This is a genomic window from Aliidiomarina sedimenti (assembly GCF_003986955.1).
GTDB classification, from domain to species: Bacteria; Pseudomonadota; Gammaproteobacteria; order Enterobacterales; family Alteromonadaceae; genus Aliidiomarina; species Aliidiomarina sedimenti.
Genome location: NZ_PIPN01000007.1, coordinates 18,321 through 34,642, shown reverse-complemented (window position 1 = coordinate 34,642; position 16,322 = coordinate 18,321). Strand labels below are relative to the sequence as shown.

At 53.1% G+C, this 16,322-nt stretch carries 17 protein-coding genes; 9 read left to right on the top strand and 8 right to left on the bottom strand.

From position 1 onward, the window contains the following. Positions 1-22 precede the first annotated feature (22 nt). A complete protein-coding gene (locus CWE12_RS13275; RefSeq protein ID WP_126790201.1) occupies positions 23-1,405 on the top strand; it encodes a PhoH family protein in 1,383 nt (460 codons plus the stop codon). Here the strand turns inward: CWE12_RS13275 and CWE12_RS13270 are convergent, their stop codons facing one another. The 7 genes from CWE12_RS13270 to metK form a co-directional block, all read right to left on the bottom strand. After that, a complete protein-coding gene (locus CWE12_RS13270) occupies positions 1,406-2,344 on the bottom strand; it encodes a hypothetical protein (RefSeq protein ID WP_126790200.1) in 939 nt (312 codons plus the stop codon). Between the two features lie 19 nt (positions 2,345-2,363). After that, positions 2,364-2,654 (bottom strand): hypothetical protein, encoded by a 291-nt coding sequence (locus tag CWE12_RS13265; protein ID WP_126790199.1) that lies wholly within the window; start codon positions 2,652-2,654, stop codon positions 2,364-2,366. A 93-nt stretch (positions 2,655-2,747) separates the two neighbouring features. Continuing rightward, positions 2,748-3,155 carry a Holliday junction resolvase RuvX gene (ruvX, locus tag CWE12_RS13260; protein ID WP_126790198.1) on the bottom strand — a complete coding sequence of 136 codons (408 nt, stop codon included), beginning with the start codon at positions 3,153-3,155 and terminating at the stop codon, positions 2,748-2,750. After that, entirely contained in the window at positions 3,155-3,712 is a 558-nt protein-coding gene (locus CWE12_RS13255; protein ID WP_126790197.1) for a YqgE/AlgH family protein, read from the bottom strand. The genes ruvX and CWE12_RS13255 overlap by 1 nt, the downstream gene beginning before the upstream one ends. Before the next feature lie 106 nt (positions 3,713-3,818). Continuing rightward, the gene (gene gshB / locus CWE12_RS13250; protein WP_126790196.1) at positions 3,819-4,769 is read right to left on the bottom strand and encodes a glutathione synthase; all 951 of its coding nucleotides are present in this window, start codon (positions 4,767-4,769) and stop codon (positions 3,819-3,821) included. Between the two features lie 57 nt (positions 4,770-4,826). Continuing rightward, positions 4,827-5,555: a 16S rRNA (uracil(1498)-N(3))-methyltransferase gene (locus CWE12_RS13245; protein ID WP_126790195.1), complete on the bottom strand. Its 729-nt coding sequence runs from the start codon at positions 5,553-5,555 to the stop codon at positions 4,827-4,829. 3 nt (positions 5,556-5,558) lie between these two features. Continuing rightward, entirely contained in the window at positions 5,559-6,704 is a 1,146-nt protein-coding gene (metK, locus tag CWE12_RS13240) for a methionine adenosyltransferase (protein WP_126790194.1), read from the bottom strand. 232 nt (positions 6,705-6,936) lie between these two features. Between metK and tkt the strand changes: the two genes are divergently transcribed. From tkt to queA, 7 genes are all read left to right on the top strand, one after another. Further along, entirely contained in the window at positions 6,937-8,928 is a 1,992-nt protein-coding gene (gene tkt, locus CWE12_RS13235) for a transketolase (RefSeq protein WP_126790193.1), read from the top strand. Beyond that, entirely contained in the window at positions 8,929-9,945 is a 1,017-nt protein-coding gene (epd, locus tag CWE12_RS13230; RefSeq protein ID WP_126790192.1) for an erythrose-4-phosphate dehydrogenase, read from the top strand. A gap of 109 nt (positions 9,946-10,054) precedes the next feature. Continuing rightward, a complete protein-coding gene (locus CWE12_RS13225; protein WP_126790191.1) occupies positions 10,055-11,236 on the top strand; it encodes a phosphoglycerate kinase in 1,182 nt (393 codons plus the stop codon). 43 nt (positions 11,237-11,279) lie between these two features. Then, positions 11,280-12,344 carry a class II fructose-bisphosphate aldolase gene (fba, locus tag CWE12_RS13220; protein WP_126790190.1) on the top strand — a complete coding sequence of 355 codons (1,065 nt, stop codon included), beginning with the start codon at positions 11,280-11,282 and terminating at the stop codon, positions 12,342-12,344. 29 nt (positions 12,345-12,373) lie between these two features. Beyond that, positions 12,374-13,165, top strand: a complete 792-nt coding sequence (locus tag CWE12_RS13215; protein ID WP_241984212.1) for a DUF481 domain-containing protein — start codon at positions 12,374-12,376, stop codon at positions 13,163-13,165. Positions 13,166-13,248: 83 nt separating this feature from the next. After that, positions 13,249-13,704, top strand: a complete 456-nt coding sequence (locus CWE12_RS13210) for a Crp/Fnr family transcriptional regulator (protein WP_126790189.1) — start codon at positions 13,249-13,251, stop codon at positions 13,702-13,704. A 9-nt stretch (positions 13,705-13,713) separates the two neighbouring features. Further along, a complete protein-coding gene (gene queA, locus CWE12_RS13205; RefSeq protein WP_126790188.1) occupies positions 13,714-14,751 on the top strand; it encodes a tRNA preQ1(34) S-adenosylmethionine ribosyltransferase-isomerase QueA in 1,038 nt (345 codons plus the stop codon). On the opposite strand, the gene tgt is transcribed toward queA, so the two are convergent. Further along, entirely contained in the window at positions 14,748-15,866 is a 1,119-nt protein-coding gene (gene tgt / locus CWE12_RS13200) for a tRNA guanosine(34) transglycosylase Tgt (protein ID WP_126790187.1), read from the bottom strand. The two genes, queA and tgt, sit on opposite strands and share 4 nt — an antisense overlap. Before the next feature lie 141 nt (positions 15,867-16,007). Here tgt and CWE12_RS13195 point away from each other — a divergent pair, with 141 nt between their 5' ends. Further along, complete coding sequence (locus CWE12_RS13195) at positions 16,008-16,322, top strand: hypothetical protein (RefSeq protein WP_126790186.1); 315 nt, start codon at positions 16,008-16,010, stop codon at positions 16,320-16,322.

The following is a 16,322-nucleotide window of genomic DNA, read 5'->3' as shown; positions in this document are numbered from 1 at the left end:
AGCCCCATTTGAGGTACGTTCTATGTCCGAAACTGGCGTCAAGCACTATGTACTGGATACCAACATCCTTCTGCACGAGCCACTTGCCTTTCTTAACTTTCAGGAACACAACGTCATCATCCCGATGGTTGTTCTCGAAGAACTGGATAACATCAAAGACCGCAACAAAGATGTCAGCCGCGATGCCCGTGTAGCCATTCGCGCACTTGAAGATGCGCTGCACGAAGCGACACCTGAGCAAATTACCGCAGGCGTCCCCTTAACCCGGGTCAGTGGTGAGCATCAGGCGCAGGGGCACCTGTCGATCTTCCCGGATTTCCAGTTGCGCCAGAATGAGTCGGAAATGCTGTTGAATGAAAACGACCATCGCATTATTCAGACAGCACTGGAGTTACAAAAACAACGCAGTGGGCCTGTGGTGCTGGTCACCAAAGACATTAACATGCGGCTTAAAGCAAAAGGGGCGGGGGTGAAACGGGTTGAAGACTACCGTACCGATCAGCTGATTGACGATATCAAATTCCTCGCCAAAGGGTTTTACCAGTTTCCGGGTGACTTCTGGAGTCAGGTAACGGATGTTAAAAGTGAACAGGACGGTCGCGACACCTACCACTATATTCCTCGTGATCTGTTCCCGGGGGCGTACCCAAATGAATATCTGATTGACGAAACCGACAGCTTTGCGGCCCGGATTGAAAGCTATACGGAGACCCTGGTCAAAATTCAGGATCTCAGCAGGGAACGGCTGATGAGTCAGCGGGCCTGGGGGATTTCAGCCAAGAACATTTATCAGGCGATGGGGCTCAATGCCTTGCTTGACCCGACCATCGATCTGGTCATTTTAACCGGACCGGCTGGCTGTGGTAAGACCTTGCTGGCACTCGCCACTGCACTCGAGCAGGTGGTTGAAAAGGGCATGTACGAAAAAATAATTGTCACCCGTAGCACCCCGGAAATTGGTGAGTCGATAGGCTTTTTGCCGGGCACCGAAGAAGAAAAAATGGCGCCCTGGCTGGCAGCCATTACGGACAGCCTTGAGGTGCTGCACAAGTCCGACGAACACGCCGAATCAAGCCTGGATTACACCATGAGAAAAGCCAACATTCAGTTTAAGTCGATTAATTTCATGCGTGGGCGCAGTATCCAGAATGCCATCGTCATTTTGGATGAAGCTCAGAACCTGACTGCGTCTCAGCTGAAAACCATTATTACCCGCTGTGGTGCAGGGACCAAAATTATCTGTTCCGGCAACCTGGCGCAAATCGACAGCTATTACCTGACGGCTTTAACTTCCGGGCTTACCTACCTGGTTGAGCGTTTTAAAAACTACCATGGGAGTGCCACGGTTAACCTCAATGGGGTGGTACGCAGTAGTCTGGCGCAGTATGCAGAAGAGAACCTGTAGTCAGAAGTCTTTAATCGTCACTGCACCGCTGTGCAACGCGCTGCGGTAGTGGCGGGCGACCTCGCCGACTTTCATTGCTGCCGGCCCGGTAGGGTCGGCGACGACCAGTCGCTGCCCTGCATAGGGAACCGAGATATCGCCGTCTTCCAGCTCAAGTTCCACCGCGAAGACGGCATGTCCCGGCAGGTAAACAATGTGACTGTTGACCTCAGGGTGCAAGTTGGCAAAGAGCGCAGCGAGTAAGGTCACCTTGCTATCGCAGTCGCCATGGTTTTCATAGAGTAAGCGGGTGGGGGTAATGAACCCTGCACCCGGGCTTTGCAAGCGGTTGCTCATGTCATCGTAGGGAATTTGCTGCAGCCAGCGGAGCAAGAACTGCAGGGTTTCACGCGCCGACGTTTGCTCCAGATGTGCAGCCACTGCATCGCTGAAGGGGGTTAATGCCGCCTGCGATTCAATGGCAATGCGGGGATGGTCGGGTGTATAACCGTCAGGACCCGCGTGCAGCTGTATGGAGGCGTAATAATAACGCGCCAGAACCTGCTGCATGGCCTCTTGCTGGTGCGCCTGGATTGCGTTTATTCGCTCGCGTTGTTGTTCGGCCGGGCCTTGATGGGCGATGACCTGAAGCGACTGACCCTGGCGTTGAATTTCGATATCATGCCAGCCCTGTTGGTGGGCAAAGTCGAGCAACTGGCGGTGCACTTCACGCTGCAATCGCGCTGAGCTTAATGGACGAAAATTGGTTGGGGTGCCGATGAATGACTGACGTTCGGTGCGAACGTTGAGTTCAACCGGCGTGCCGTTATGGTCGGAAAAACGGTAGTTTAGTTGCAGTCCCTGGTCGTCAGCATAGCGCTGGAACTCAAGTTCGGCGCTCGCGCTGGCTGAGACGAGGCACAGCAGCAGAGCGCAAAGCAGGCTGACGTTTGTTAACAAACGGTCAGCGTACATCGGATCAGAATTTAACTTCGGAAATCGGGCTGGCTACGTACTTCAGGTCGATTTGGTACTCGACGCCGCCGGCACGAATAAAGAAAAAGGTTTTATCGCGTTTAAATAATTCGCTTAATACCACGTTCTTGACGTTAGCACGACGCACAGGCTCAAGGTCCGTTAGCTCGACGCCGTAGCGGCTGACCAGAATATTGTCATAGCGAGCAGGAGTAACCAGCAACAATGACTTGTTATCGTCAGTGAGTGAAATGGTGTTACCGGTGACTGTAAATGGGTCTTCTTTTCCGAACAAGGCGTTGCCCTCAAAATACGAGAAGGAATTAACGAGACGTAAATATATCGAAAAGAGAACCTTTAGCCAAGTAAAGATTCCCAGTCGCTGCCGTCAGCGTTGAAAATAGTCTTGTAGAATAAGGCAAGCTGACGCGCTGTCAATGCTGTCCTTATCCAAATTACGATAACCACCCTCTGCAAATAGCAATTCTTTTGCACTGACTGTGGTTAATCGTTCGTCCTGCAGTTCAACTTTCACGCCAAAGCGGCCATGTAAGCGATTGGCGAATTTTCGTGCACGAACCGTGATCGGTTGTTCGCTGCCATCCATATTAAGCGGTAACCCTACCACACAGACATCGGGTTGCCATTCTTTAAGTAAACGCTCGAGCTGCTCCCAATTGGGGATCCCATCATTCGCTTTTAGTGCTTTTAACGGGGTGGCCGTCGCCGTCACTGACTGACCCACGGCGACTCCAATATTACCTGTCCCGTAATCGAAAGCGAGGTAGCTTGCCATCAGGCGTGTCCTGAACCGGGGGCGAGTTGCCAGATATCAATACCAAGCTTCTCTGCTGCTTTCTGCCAGCGTTCAGAACTTGGCGTTTCGAACAGGATACTGGCGTCAGCCGGGATGGTTAGCCAGTGGTTACTGGCCAGTTCCTGCTCCAGTTGCCCTGCGTCCCAGCCTGCATAACCAAGGGTAAGCAAAAATTTATCGGGTGCGTCGGCAGAACCAAAGGCCTGTAAAATATCCTTCGAGGTGGTGACCATAATCTCATCGCTTAACTGCAGACTGCTGCGCCAGGTGTCCTGCGGCGCGTGGATCACAAACCCACGGTCAGTACCAACCGGGCCGCCGGAATAGACCAGCGAGCGTTCAAGAATATTCTCTCCTGGCACCTGAATTTCGATCTGTTCGAGTAATTTAGAGACGCTCATTTCAGCCGGCTGATTCACTATCAGCCCCATCGCCCCGTCTTCATTATGCTCGCAAATATAGGTGACTGTCCGTTCAAAAAACGGGTCATCGAGATCCGGCATCGCTATCAAAAAATGATTCTGTAAGCTTTCCATACACGACTACCTCACCGTAAAACACTCTATTACTATGGGGGCTGTGGTCCTCTTTTTAAACCCTGTTCAGCCCCCGCGCTGTGTAAAGTACGCTGGCTATTAGCGTTTAATTTTTGCTCTGCATGTCGCTGGCAATGGCATCGAACAGCATTTTCGCAATATTAATGTCGTAATGATCTTCAATTTCGCGCATGCAGGTTGGGCTGGTTACGTTGATCTCGGTAATACGGTCACCAATCACATCGAGGCCGACCAGGTAGAGGCCTTTTTCTTTCAGGGTCGGGCCGATACGCCGTGCCAGCGCCCAGTCGCTGTCACTGAGTGGTTGCGGACGGCCACTGCCACCAGCAGCCAGGTTACCCCGGGTTTCACCGGCGGAAGGAACCCGTGCCAGGCAATAGGGTACCGCCTCGCCGTTGATCAGAAGAATACGTTTGTCGCCATCTTTAATCGCTGGCAGATATTCCTGCACCATGGCGAAGCGTTCGCCGTGGGCGGTTAAGGTTTCGATAATAACACCAAGGTTATTGCCGTCTGCCTTAATGCGAAAAATCGAGGCGCCGCCCATCCCATCCAGTGGTTTTATAATAATGTCTTTATGGGTCTGGTGAAACTCACGGATGCGGTCAGAGTCGCGGGTTACCAGGGTTGCGCTGATGGCATCGGGGAACCAGGCGGTAAACAGTTTTTCACTGCAGTCGCGTAAACTTTGTGGACGGTTGACCACTTTCGCGCCGCTCTGCTCAGCCAGCTCGAGAATATGGGTGGCATAGATAAACTCGGTATCGAAGGGCGGGTCTTTGCGCATCAGGATGACATCCAGTTCACCCATATGAATATCACAGCCATCGCCGAGGGTGTAAAAGTCCTCGTGCTGGTCGCGCACCGTCAGTGGTCGAACGAACGCCATCGGGTTGCCACCGTCAATGAACAAATCTTTCATTTCCATATACAGCACATCATCACCACGTGCCTGCGCCTCAAGTGCCAGGCGGAAACTGGTGTCTTTGTAGGTTTTGACCGTTTCAATAGGGTCCATGATAATGCCGACTTTCATGCCAACCTCAGCTGTAAATTAGAAGATAGAAAGGAACCTCGAGTGTAGCACGAGGGATTAAATCAGATCACCGTGATTTGCCTGTAACGCAGCCAGCGCCGCGAGGGCAGCAGTTTCTGTGCGCAATACCCGCGGACCGAGCCGTACTGGCAGGCATTTTGCCTGATGGGTGGCCGCCACTTCGTCTGCTGAAAACCCGCCTTCAGGCCCCACCAGTAAGCTCACTTCATCCGGAATCGTTGCACTTTTCAATGACTCCTCTGCGCTGGGTTCCAGGGTCAGGGTAAGTGGTCGTTCAGCCGACTCAAGGTACTGTTGCAAGGTGATCGCGGGGTTGACCCTGGGGACTGTATTCCGGCCACTTTGCTCGCACGCCGCAATGACAATTTTCTGCCATTGCAGCAGCTTTTTATCGAGCCTTTCACCCTGCAGTTTAACCCCGCAGCGGGCAGTGAAAATTGGAGTAATGCTGGCAACGCCGAGCTCCACCGATTTTTGCAAGGTAAAGTCCATGCGGTCACCGCGGGAGATACCCTGAATAAGATGGATCTTCAGCGGCGACTCGACATCGGCCGTCTCCTGCGTCAGCACCTTAGCGCTGACATGTTTTTTGCTGGCGCTTTCAATCACCGCCTGGTAACGACAATTGTCACCGCAAAAAAGCTCCAGTTCAGCACCTGTACCTAAACGCAAAACGCGGCCAACATGGTTGGCCGCATCTGCTTCCAGTTCGACGAGTTCACCGCAGCGCAGGGGCTGCGGGTGGTAAATTCGAGGTACACGCATCGGTCAGGCAACCGCATCCTGCAGCAACGGCGCTTTGTCGGTACGTTCCCAGGGGAACTCATCGCGACCAAAGTGACCATAGGCAGCGGTCTGTAAATAGATAGGACGTTCCAGATCAAGCATCTGAATCAGGCCGTAAGGGCGTAAATCAAAGTGCTCGCGAACAGCACGGATAAGACTCGCTTCATCATGCTGGCTGGTGCCGAAGGTTTCAATACTGATAGAGGTGGGTTCGGCGACACCAATCGCGTACGACAGCTGCACTTCACAGCGCGCTGCCAGACCGGCCGCGACAATATTTTTCGCGACATAGCGTGCGGCATAGGCCGCACTGCGATCCACTTTGGACGGATCTTTACCCGAGAAAGCACCGCCGCCATGGCGAGCCATGCCACCATAGGTATCGACAATAATTTTACGGCCAGTCAGGCCGCAATCGCCCATCGGCCCGCCAATCACGAACTTGCCGGTTGGGTTAATATGGAATTTGGTTTGCTTAGTGACCCATTCCGTTGGCAAAACAGGTTTGATGATATGTTCCATCACTGCTTCCTGAACGTCCTTCAGGCTGTATTCGGCTGCATGCTGGGTCGACAGTACGACCGCATCGATGCCGACTGGTTTGCCGTCTTCATAGACAAAGGTCAGCTGGCTTTTAGCATCCGGACGTAACCAGGGTAGCTCACTACGGCGCATGTCGGCCTGGCGTTGCATCAGCTTATGGGCATAGGTAATCGGAGCCGGCATAAGTACATCTGTTTCATTCGATGCATAGCCAAACATCAGGCCCTGATCGCCGGCACCCTGTTCTTCCGGGGCGCCACGGTCAACACCCTGGTTGATATCGGCAGACTGCTTACCAATCGCATTAAGGACGGCACAGCTACCGGCATCAAAGCCCATATCTGAATGGGTGTAGCCAATTTTCTCGACTGTGTTACGAACCAGGCTCTCAACATCCACCCATGCGTGAGTATTGATCTCACCACCGACCAGAACCATGCCGGTTTTAACATAGGTTTCGCAGGCCACACGCGCTTTCGGATCATCGCGCAGAATCGCATCCAGCACTGCGTCAGAAATCTGATCAGCAATTTTATCAGGATGTCCTTCAGAAACGGATTCAGAGGTAAACAGGTGTTGTGCCATAGTTCGTAATTCTCTCTTCATTTTGAAACGGCGCTACTGTAGCCGTTTTTAGCGGTGAAATCCAGTTTTAGACGTCTATAAGTCCGAACGCTATGCTAAATTTGCGTGCGCGGTCTGAATTGTGGACAATACGCGCGCAGGCCATTGCTGCACACCCTTTACGTAACCTACCCGGGGAAAAGTTCATTTCCCGGGTGGAGTAAATGCTAGTCTTAAATCTCAGGAGTGTTCCATGTCCCAACGTCGTCACCTCGCCAATGCCATTCGTGCCCTTAGTATGGATGCGGTTCAGCAAGCAAATTCTGGTCACCCTGGGGCCCCGATGGGCATGGCAGACATTGCTGAAGTTTTATGGCGAGACTACATGCAGCATAACCCGGCAAACCCTGAATGGGCCAACCGGGATCGCTTCGTGCTGTCAAATGGCCATGGCTCGATGCTGATTTATTCGTTACTGCACCTGACTGGCTACGATCTCGACATGAGCGAACTGAAAAACTTCCGTCAGTTACACTCCAAAACACCAGGGCACCCTGAGTATGGCTACACCCCGGGCGTAGAGACAACCACCGGACCCCTGGGTCAGGGGCTGAGCAACGCCGTGGGCATGGCACTGGCAGAAAAAGTGCTGGCCGCACAGTTTAATAAGCCAGGCCATGATGTGGTTGACCATTATACCTACACCTTTCTCGGTGATGGCTGCCTGATGGAAGGTATTTCCCATGAAGTTTGCTCGCTGGCCGGAACCCTTGGGCTGGGCAAACTGATCGCATTCTATGATGACAATGGCATATCTATCGATGGCGAGGTTGAAGGCTGGTTTACCGACGACACAGTACAGCGTTTCGAGAGCTACGGCTGGCACGTCATTGGCGGCGTCGACGGACATGACAGCGAGGCGGTTAATACCGCGATTGAAGCGGCGCGACGGGAAACCGGTAAACCGACCTTAATTTGCTGCCGCACCGTGATTGGCTTTGGCTCACCGAACAAACAAGGTAAAGAAAGCTGCCACGGCGCCCCACTGGGGGATGATGAAATTGCTTTGGCACGCAAGGAACTGGGCTGGAACTATGGCCCCTTTGAAGTGCCAGCTGATATTTATCAGGCGTGGGACGCAAAGGCACGTGGTGCCGAAGCAGAAGCAGCCTGGAACGAGACATTTGCAGCGTATCGCGCGGCACACCCTGAACTGGCGGCTGAATTAGAGCGACGTCTGGCGGGTGAATTACCGGCTGACTTTGCTGACCAGGCGCAGGCCTACATTGAGACACTTCAGGCCAACCCTGAGAAAGTAGCAACCCGTAAAGCATCGCAGCAAGCGTTGAATGCGTTTGGCCCGTTATTACCTGAGTTGCTCGGCGGCTCAGCGGATCTGGCGGGTTCTAACCTGACTAAATGGGATCAGTCCAAGCCACTGACACAGCAGGACGCCAGCGGCAACTACATTTATTACGGGGTGCGTGAATTTGGCATGTCGGCGATTATGAACGGTATTGCGTTGCATGGTGGCTTCATTCCTTATGGCGCGACCTTCCTGATGTTTATGGAATATGCGCGCAACGCGGTGCGCATGGCCGCCCTGATGAAGCAGCCGGCTATTTTTGTCTATACCCATGACTCCATTGGTTTAGGTGAAGACGGCCCGACTCACCAGGCAGTCGAACAACTGGCGAGTATGCGGGTGACTCCGAACCTGACCACCTGGCGCCCTTGTGATCAGGTTGAGTCAGCGGTCAGCTGGCGTGCAGCGATTGAACGTCGCGATGGCCCCACTGCGTTGGTATTCACCCGTCAGGGCGTAGCGCCGCAACCACGCAACGCCGAGCAACTGGCTGATATTCGCCGCGGTGGCTATGTATTGAAAGATTTTGCTGAGAACCCTGAGCTTATTCTGATCGCCACCGGTTCTGAAGTAGAACTGGCAATGCAGGCGGCTGAGAAACTGAGCGGGCAAGGAGAGAAGGTGCGTGTGGTATCAATGCCAAGCACCGATGAATTTGATGCGCAAAGTGACGACTACAAAGAGCGTGTACTGCCGAAAGCAGTGCGTCGCCGTGTCGCTATTGAAGCAAGCATCGCGGACTACTGGCTGAAGTATGTTGGCCTGGATGGCGCCGTGGTTGGCATGACCACCTTTGGTGAGTCAGCGCCAGCCGACCAGTTATTCGAATTCTTTGGCTTTACCGTGGACAATATCGTTAAAACGGCACAGGCGGTCTAAATGAGCGCACCGCGCAAAATATGCATTGCAATCAACGGGCTCGGACGGATAGGCCGCAGCGTGCTGCGTGCCCTGTACGAGTCGGGCTACCGCGACCGTATTGAAGTGGTGGCGGTTAACGAGCTGGCCGCTGCCAGTTCGGTGGCTCATTTGCTTAAGTATGACAGTACTCACGGCCGTTTTGCGCTCCCTGTGAGCGCAGCAGATGGCTACTTGCAGATTGCAGAGGATCGTATCCAGCTGGTTCGCGAAGCAGAGTTAGCGAAGCTGCCGTGGCAGGGTCTTGGCATCGATGTAGTGCTCGATTGCACTGGCGTTTTTGGGAGTCGGGCGGATGCGCAAAAGCATCTCGATGCGGGGGCGGGCAAAGTGCTCTTTTCGCACCCGGCAGCCAATGATGTTGATATCACAGTGATTCAGGGGATTAACCAGCACGAGCTGGAACCAGGGCATCGCATTGTCTCCAACGGCTCCTGCACCACCAACTGCATCGTGCCGGTGATTAAAGTGCTAGACGATGCCTTTGGCGTGGACAGTGGCACCATCACCACCATTCACTCTGCGATGAATGACCAGCAGGTGATCGACGCGCACCACGATAATCTGCGCCTGGCACGGGCGGCGTCGCAGTCGATCATTCCAGTTGATACCCGTTTGGCACGTGGTATCGAGCGTATTTTACCGAAGTTTGCTGGCCGCTTTGAAGCCATAGCAGTAAGGGTTCCGACGACCAATGTGTCGGTCATGGACCTCAGTGTGACCCTGCAAAGCCGGGTTGATATCAACAAGGTCAATGACGCACTGGCCACTGTTGCAGAAGGGAGTTTACAGGGCCTGCTTGGGTTTACCATGGAGCCTCTGGTGTCTGCTGATTTTAATCATGATCCACGCTCGAGCATTGTGGATGGCACCCAAACACGGGTCAGTCATGGTCATTTGGTTAAGGTATTAACCTGGTGTGACAACGAGTGGGGCTTTGCCAACCGGATGCTGGATACCACCCTGAATCTGGCGTGAGATCGGCTGGCGCCATAGCGTGAAGCGACTTAAAGTATAAACTGATTTTTTGATTATTGATGGCTAACCTGACTGGATAGCCCGACAAGACAAGGACAAAGGACAAGCTATGAGCGTTCTGGCAATGACTGACTTTGATCTGCGCGGTAAGCGCGTGTTAATTCGTGAAGATCTCAATGTTCCGATCAAAGATGGCAAAGTAACCTCGGACGCGCGCCTCAAAGCGGCGCTGCCCACTTTGCAGAAAGCGCTTGAGCAAGGGGCTAAAGTGATGGTGATGTCGCATTTGGGCCGTCCAGAGGAAGGCGAGTACGATGAAGCCTACTCCATGGCGCCCGTGGCTCGCTATCTGGAAGAAGCGCTGAAATTTCCGGTACGCATTGAAAGCAACTATTTAAACGGGGTTGATGTTGCCGGCGGTGAACTGGTTGTGTTTGAAAACGTTCGTTTTAACCAGGGTGAGAAAAAGAACGACCCTGAATTAGCGAAGAAGCTGGCGGCGTTGTGCGAGATCTTTGTGATGGACGCATTCGGCACCGCGCATCGTGCCCAGGCTTCAACCTATGGTGTTGCACAGTATGCGCCCATCGCATGTGCGGGGCCGCTACTGTCGGCCGAACTGGAAGCATTGGGTAAGGCGCTGAAAGAGCCGAAACGACCTCTGGTTGCCATTGTCGGTGGCTCTAAAGTGTCAACCAAGCTCACGGTGCTCAATTCGCTGGTACGTAAAGTGGACCAGCTAATTGTTGGCGGCGGCATTGCCAACACCTTTATCAAAGCAGCCGGACATAACATTGGTAAGTCGCTGTGCGAAGACGAGCTGGTGCGCGAAGCCAAACGCCTTGCGGATTCAGCGAAAACCCGCGGTGCGGATATTCCGGTACCCACCGATGTAGTAACCGGTAAAGAGTTTGCTGAAAACGCAGCGGCTGAAACCAAAGCCGTCACCGATGTGGCTGATGACGATATGATTTTTGATATCGGGCCGGAAACTTCAGAAGCGCTGGCTGAGATACTGAAAAGCGCTGGCACCATCGTCTGGAACGGGCCTGTCGGTGTGTTTGAGTTTGAACAGTTTGGCGCCGGCACGCAGGCGCTGGCGCAGGCAATAGCGGCCAGTGATGCATTTTCAATTGCAGGTGGTGGTGATACGCTGGCAGCCATTGATAAATATGGCATTGCCGACAAGATTTCATACATTTCGACCGGCGGCGGCGCGTTTTTAGAGTTTTTAGAAGGTAAAACCTTACCAGCGGTTGCCATTCTCGAAGCTCGCTGCAAAGACCACTAAGGTCACGCAGGATCATAAATTTTAGTTTAAGGAGTATTTTTTCATGGCATTAATTTCATTGCGTCAGTTGCTGGATCACGCAGCAGAGCATAGTTACGGCGTCCCTGCCTACAACGTTAATAATTTAGAGCAGATGCGCGCTATTATGCGTGCTGCCGACGACACCAACAGCCCTGTGATTGTGCAGGCCTCTGCCGGTGCGCGTAGCTACGCGGGTGCACCTTTCCTGCGCCACTTAATTCTGGCTGCGATCGAAGAATGGCCACATATTCCGGTGGTAATGCACCAGGACCACGGCACCTCTCCAGCGGTCTGTCAGCGTTCGATTCAACTCGGCTTCAGCTCAGTGATGATGGACGGTTCGTTGAAAGACGACGGCAAAACCCCGGCTGACTACGACTACAATGTCGATGTGACTCGTCGCACGGTAGAAATGGCACATGCCTGTGGGGTCTCGGTCGAAGGTGAACTGGGTGTGCTTGGCTCGCTGGAAACCGGCGAAGCGGGTGAAGAAGACGGCGTCGGTGCAGAGGGCAAACTGACCCACGACCAGCTACTGACCGATCCGGAAGAAGCCGCGGCGTTTGTTAAAGCGACTCAGGTCGATGCACTGGCAATTGCCTGTGGTACGTCACATGGGGCGTACAAATTTACCCGTCCACCAACTGGTGACATTCTGGCTATCGAGCGGATTAAAGAAATCCACGCGCGTATTCCGGATACCCATTTGGTCATGCACGGTTCGTCGTCAGTGCCGCAGGACTGGTTGGCGGTGATTAATGAGTTTGGTGGCGAGATCCCTGAAACCTATGGTGTGCCAGTTGAGCAAATTCAGGAAGGCATCCGCCATGGTGTGCGTAAGGTTAATATCGATACCGATCTGCGCTTAGCCTCGACGGGTGCGATCCGTCGTCACCTGGCGCAGAACACCAGCAACTTTGACCCGCGTAAATACTTTCAGGCAGCCACTGAGGCGATGTACGATATCTGTAAAGCTCGCTATGAAGCCTTTGGTACAGCAGGAAATGCAGACAAAATTAAACCAATTTCGCTGGAAGATATGTATAAGCGTTATGAAAGTGGTGCATTAAAAGCCACCGTTAAATAAGGCATACAATTGTCTGTAAGGAGTGAGTTGTGTCTAAAGCAATCTCAACAGGAACCTTGGCAACCTTCCTGGTTGCCGCCCTCCCGGGGTTTGTTCTGAGCTCAGCTGCGCTGGCTCAGGAAAACCAGGCCGAGGCAGAAGACCAGGCCTGGAAAATTGAAACCGAAGTGGGTTTATTAATCCGCACCGGCAATACCGAGTCACAGTCCTGGAAAGGTAAGTTAAACCTTGCGCGCGATGTCGAGCGCTGGCGCCACCAGGCAGAATTCGACTATTACCGTCAGGAAACCGAAAATGAAGCGGGTGAAGATGTTATCGACGCCGACCGTTTCTTTGCCGCTGCGCAGACCAACCGTAAGTTTTCTGACGACAGTCGGTCGTCGCTGTTTTTGTATGGTTCATACGAAGACGATCGCCTGAATAGCTATGATTTCCAGTCTACGATTGCTGCCGGTTATGGTAATCGCTATACCTGGAACGAAGGTCTGTATGCGGACTTCGAAATTGGTCCTGGTTATTCATACGATAAACGCATCGACACTGGTGAAACCAGTGGTGAATGGATTCTGCGCCTGGCGGGTAAACTGAACTGGGATATTACGGCGAACTCGCGGTTCACCCAGAGTATGTCGACCGAAGTGGGTAACGATAATACCCGTACCCGCTCAGTCTCAGCGCTGACAGCGAATATCAATTCGTCGCTGGCGATGCGGGTGTCGTTGACACTGACTCACAACGATACCGTGTACCCAATTGAAGATGGCTCGCTGCCAGAAAAACTGGATACCGAAACAGCCGTTACTTTGGTGTACAGCTTTTAACCAGCGTTTGCGGAACGTTTAGCAGTGGTTCAGGCGTGGCTTACTTTCAGGTAGGGCACGCTTTTTTCGCTCATGGAGGTCCTATGCGTCTTATTCAGTCGGTTTCCCGGCTTAAGTTGCTGGAAATTATGAATCGTCTCGACTTTTTCATTGAGTTAAGCGGGGAAGAGCGTCGCCTTTTGGTCGACGATAAGTTGCAGGTATACAGCTGTCGTGAAGGCCAGCCTATTACTAAGCAGGGCGACCATGACACCGCATTTTATCTGCTGCTGTCCGGCGAAGCGCGCATAGAAAAAGATGGTCAGCAGCTTGGCCGGGTCAGCACCGGCGAATTTATCGGTGAAGGGTCTTTTGTGACCCGAAACCCACGCAGTGCATCCGCCATTGCTACGCGGGACAGTATTTTATTTCGGATTGATAACAAAGCGTTGCGCTCGTTAGGCGCAGTTATTCGGGAGAAGGTGAAAGACGCAATTATTCGCGGCATGGCGCGACGGATCGTGCACTTGAACGAACGTCTTGAGCTCACACGGGTGTAAGCAGGAATAATGAAAGTAGCTGATTTTAGTTTTGAATTACCGGACGAGCTAATTGCCCGTTATCCACAGGCTGAACGCAGTGCCAGCCGAATGCTTGACGTAAATGCCAGTAGCGGCGAACTGACGCACCGTCAGTTCAAAGACATTGTTGACCTTTTACAGCGTGGCGATTTGCTGGTTTTTAACGATACCCGGGTCATTCCGGCACGTTTACTGGGGCAGAAGGTCTCCGGCGGCAAAGTTGAAGTGCTGGTTGAACGGGTTCTGGATGAGCATCACGTGCTGGCGCATGTACGTGCCAACCGGGCGCCGAAAGCGGGTGTCCGGGTGCTGCTGGAAGAGGCCTTCGAAGCTGAAGTGCTGGGGCGCGAAGGGGCCTTATTTAAACTCCATTTTGATAGCCAGCAGACCGTCCTTGAGCTGCTCGAAGCCCATGGGCATATGCCTTTACCGCCTTACATTGACCGCCCTGATGAAGACAGTGACCGCGAGCGTTACCAGACCGTTTATAATCGCAAGCCGGGTGCGGTGGCGGCGCCGACTGCGGGGCTGCATTTTGATGATGCTATTTTGCAGCAGCTGCAGGACAAGGGCGTTGAATTTGCCTACGTAACTTTACATGTCGGCGCGGGTACCTTCCAGCCGGTGCGGGTTGAGTCGATCGAAGAGCACGTCATGCACAGCGAATATGCAGAGGTAGGTGAAGATACCATTGCTGCCATTCAGGCCGCCAAAGCACGCGGCGGGCGAGTGGTTGCTGTGGGCACAACCTCAGTGCGTTCGCTGGAATCAATGGCCAAAGCCAGCGCGGCAGACCAGTTGCAGCCATTCTTTGCGGAAACGGATATTTTTATCTATCCGGGCTATCAGTTTGCGGTGGTCGATGCCATGGTCACTAATTTCCATTTACCGGAATCGACCTTGTTGATGCTGGTCTCGGCGTTCGCCAGCCGCGATAGTATGCTCAACGCCTACCAATCAGCGGTTGAGCATAACTATCGTTTCTTCAGCTATGGCGATGCCATGTTTTTGCACTCACGACCTTAGTCGTTGAGTGCTGGAACCGGCAGGCTGCGTTTTGCGTAGAAGTTTTCGACAAAGTCATCGAAGGTGCCATTGTCGAGCGCATCACGCATGCCCTGCATAACCACCTGATAGAAGCGCAGATTATGAATGGTGTTTAAGCGCGCCCCTAAAATCTCGTTACAGCGATCAAGGTGATGCAGGTAAGCGCGTGAGTAATTCTTGCAGGTATAACAGTCACAGGTTTCATCCAGCGGGCCAGGGTCGGTGCGGTGTCTGGCGTTGCGGATCTTAAGCACGCCGTCACTGACGAACAGGTGGCCATTGCGCGCATTGCGCGTTGGCATTACGCAGTCAAACATATCCACACCACGGCGCACGGCTTCAACCAGATCCTCCGGCTTACCGACACCCATCAGATAACGCGGCTTATCCGCTGGCATCTGTGGCGCGGTATGGCTGAGGATGCGCATCATGTCTTCTTTTGGCTCACCGACCGACAAGCCACCGATAGCGTAGCCATCGAAACCTATATCAGTCAGGCCATTGAGCGATACGTCACGCAGATCTTCATACATGCCGCCTTGAATAATACCGAATAACGCCGCCGGGTTGCCCTCGTGGGCGTCTTTTGAACGTTGTGCCCAGCGTAACGACAGCTCCATCGAGCTTTTCGCCTGCTCTTCAGTCGCAGGATGTGGGGTGCACTCGTCAAAAATCATGACAATATCCGAACCCAGTTCGCGCTGCACCTGAATTGATTTTTCCGGGGTCAGGAGGATTTTTTCACCGTTTATCGGAGAACGGAAGGTGGCGCCTTCTTCGCTGACTTTGCGTAGCTCGCCGAGACTGAACACCTGGAATCCACCCGAGTCGGTGAGGATAGGACCATCCCAGTGCATAAAGTCGTGCAGATCACCATGTTGCTGAATAATTTGGGTACCAGGGCGCAGCATCAGGTGAAAGGTGTTGCCGAGGCAAATCTGGGCGCCGGTTTCACGCACTTCTTCCGGGGTCATACCTTTGACCGTCCCTAAGGTGCCGACCGGCATAAAGGCAGGGGTTTCCACCGTCCCGCGCTGAAAAATCATTCGTCCGCGGCGCGCCTGGCCGCTGGTTGTATCCAGTTCAAACTTCATAGTCACCACATGTCCTGTTCCTGATCAGGCGCGATTATACACAAAAATGGCGCACGATTGGCAGCAGCGGCAGAATTCCCTTGGTGTGCTAGATTTAACTAACTGTTTGGACAATGCATTTGTAACGTCTCAGGAGATCCTATGAGCGATAAAAAATCGGTGTTAGTACGGGCCACTATTGGTGACAACATGACTGTGTCCTTTCCTGACGGCAACGTTGTTGCATCGATGAAGGGGCGGGTTCGCTTTGAAAACTTTACCAACCTCAAAGTTGAGGTGCGCTTTGAGGACCTCGAACGGCGCTTCCATGTCACCCATGACGAAGCGGTGGAGTTCAAGGTGGAAGAGCTGAAGACCTCCGGCAAGCACGAATTTACCCTGCATGAAGTAACCAGCGAGGGCCATACTGACGACACCGTCTATGGCGAAGGCGCTATTGTGGTTGAGGGTGGATAA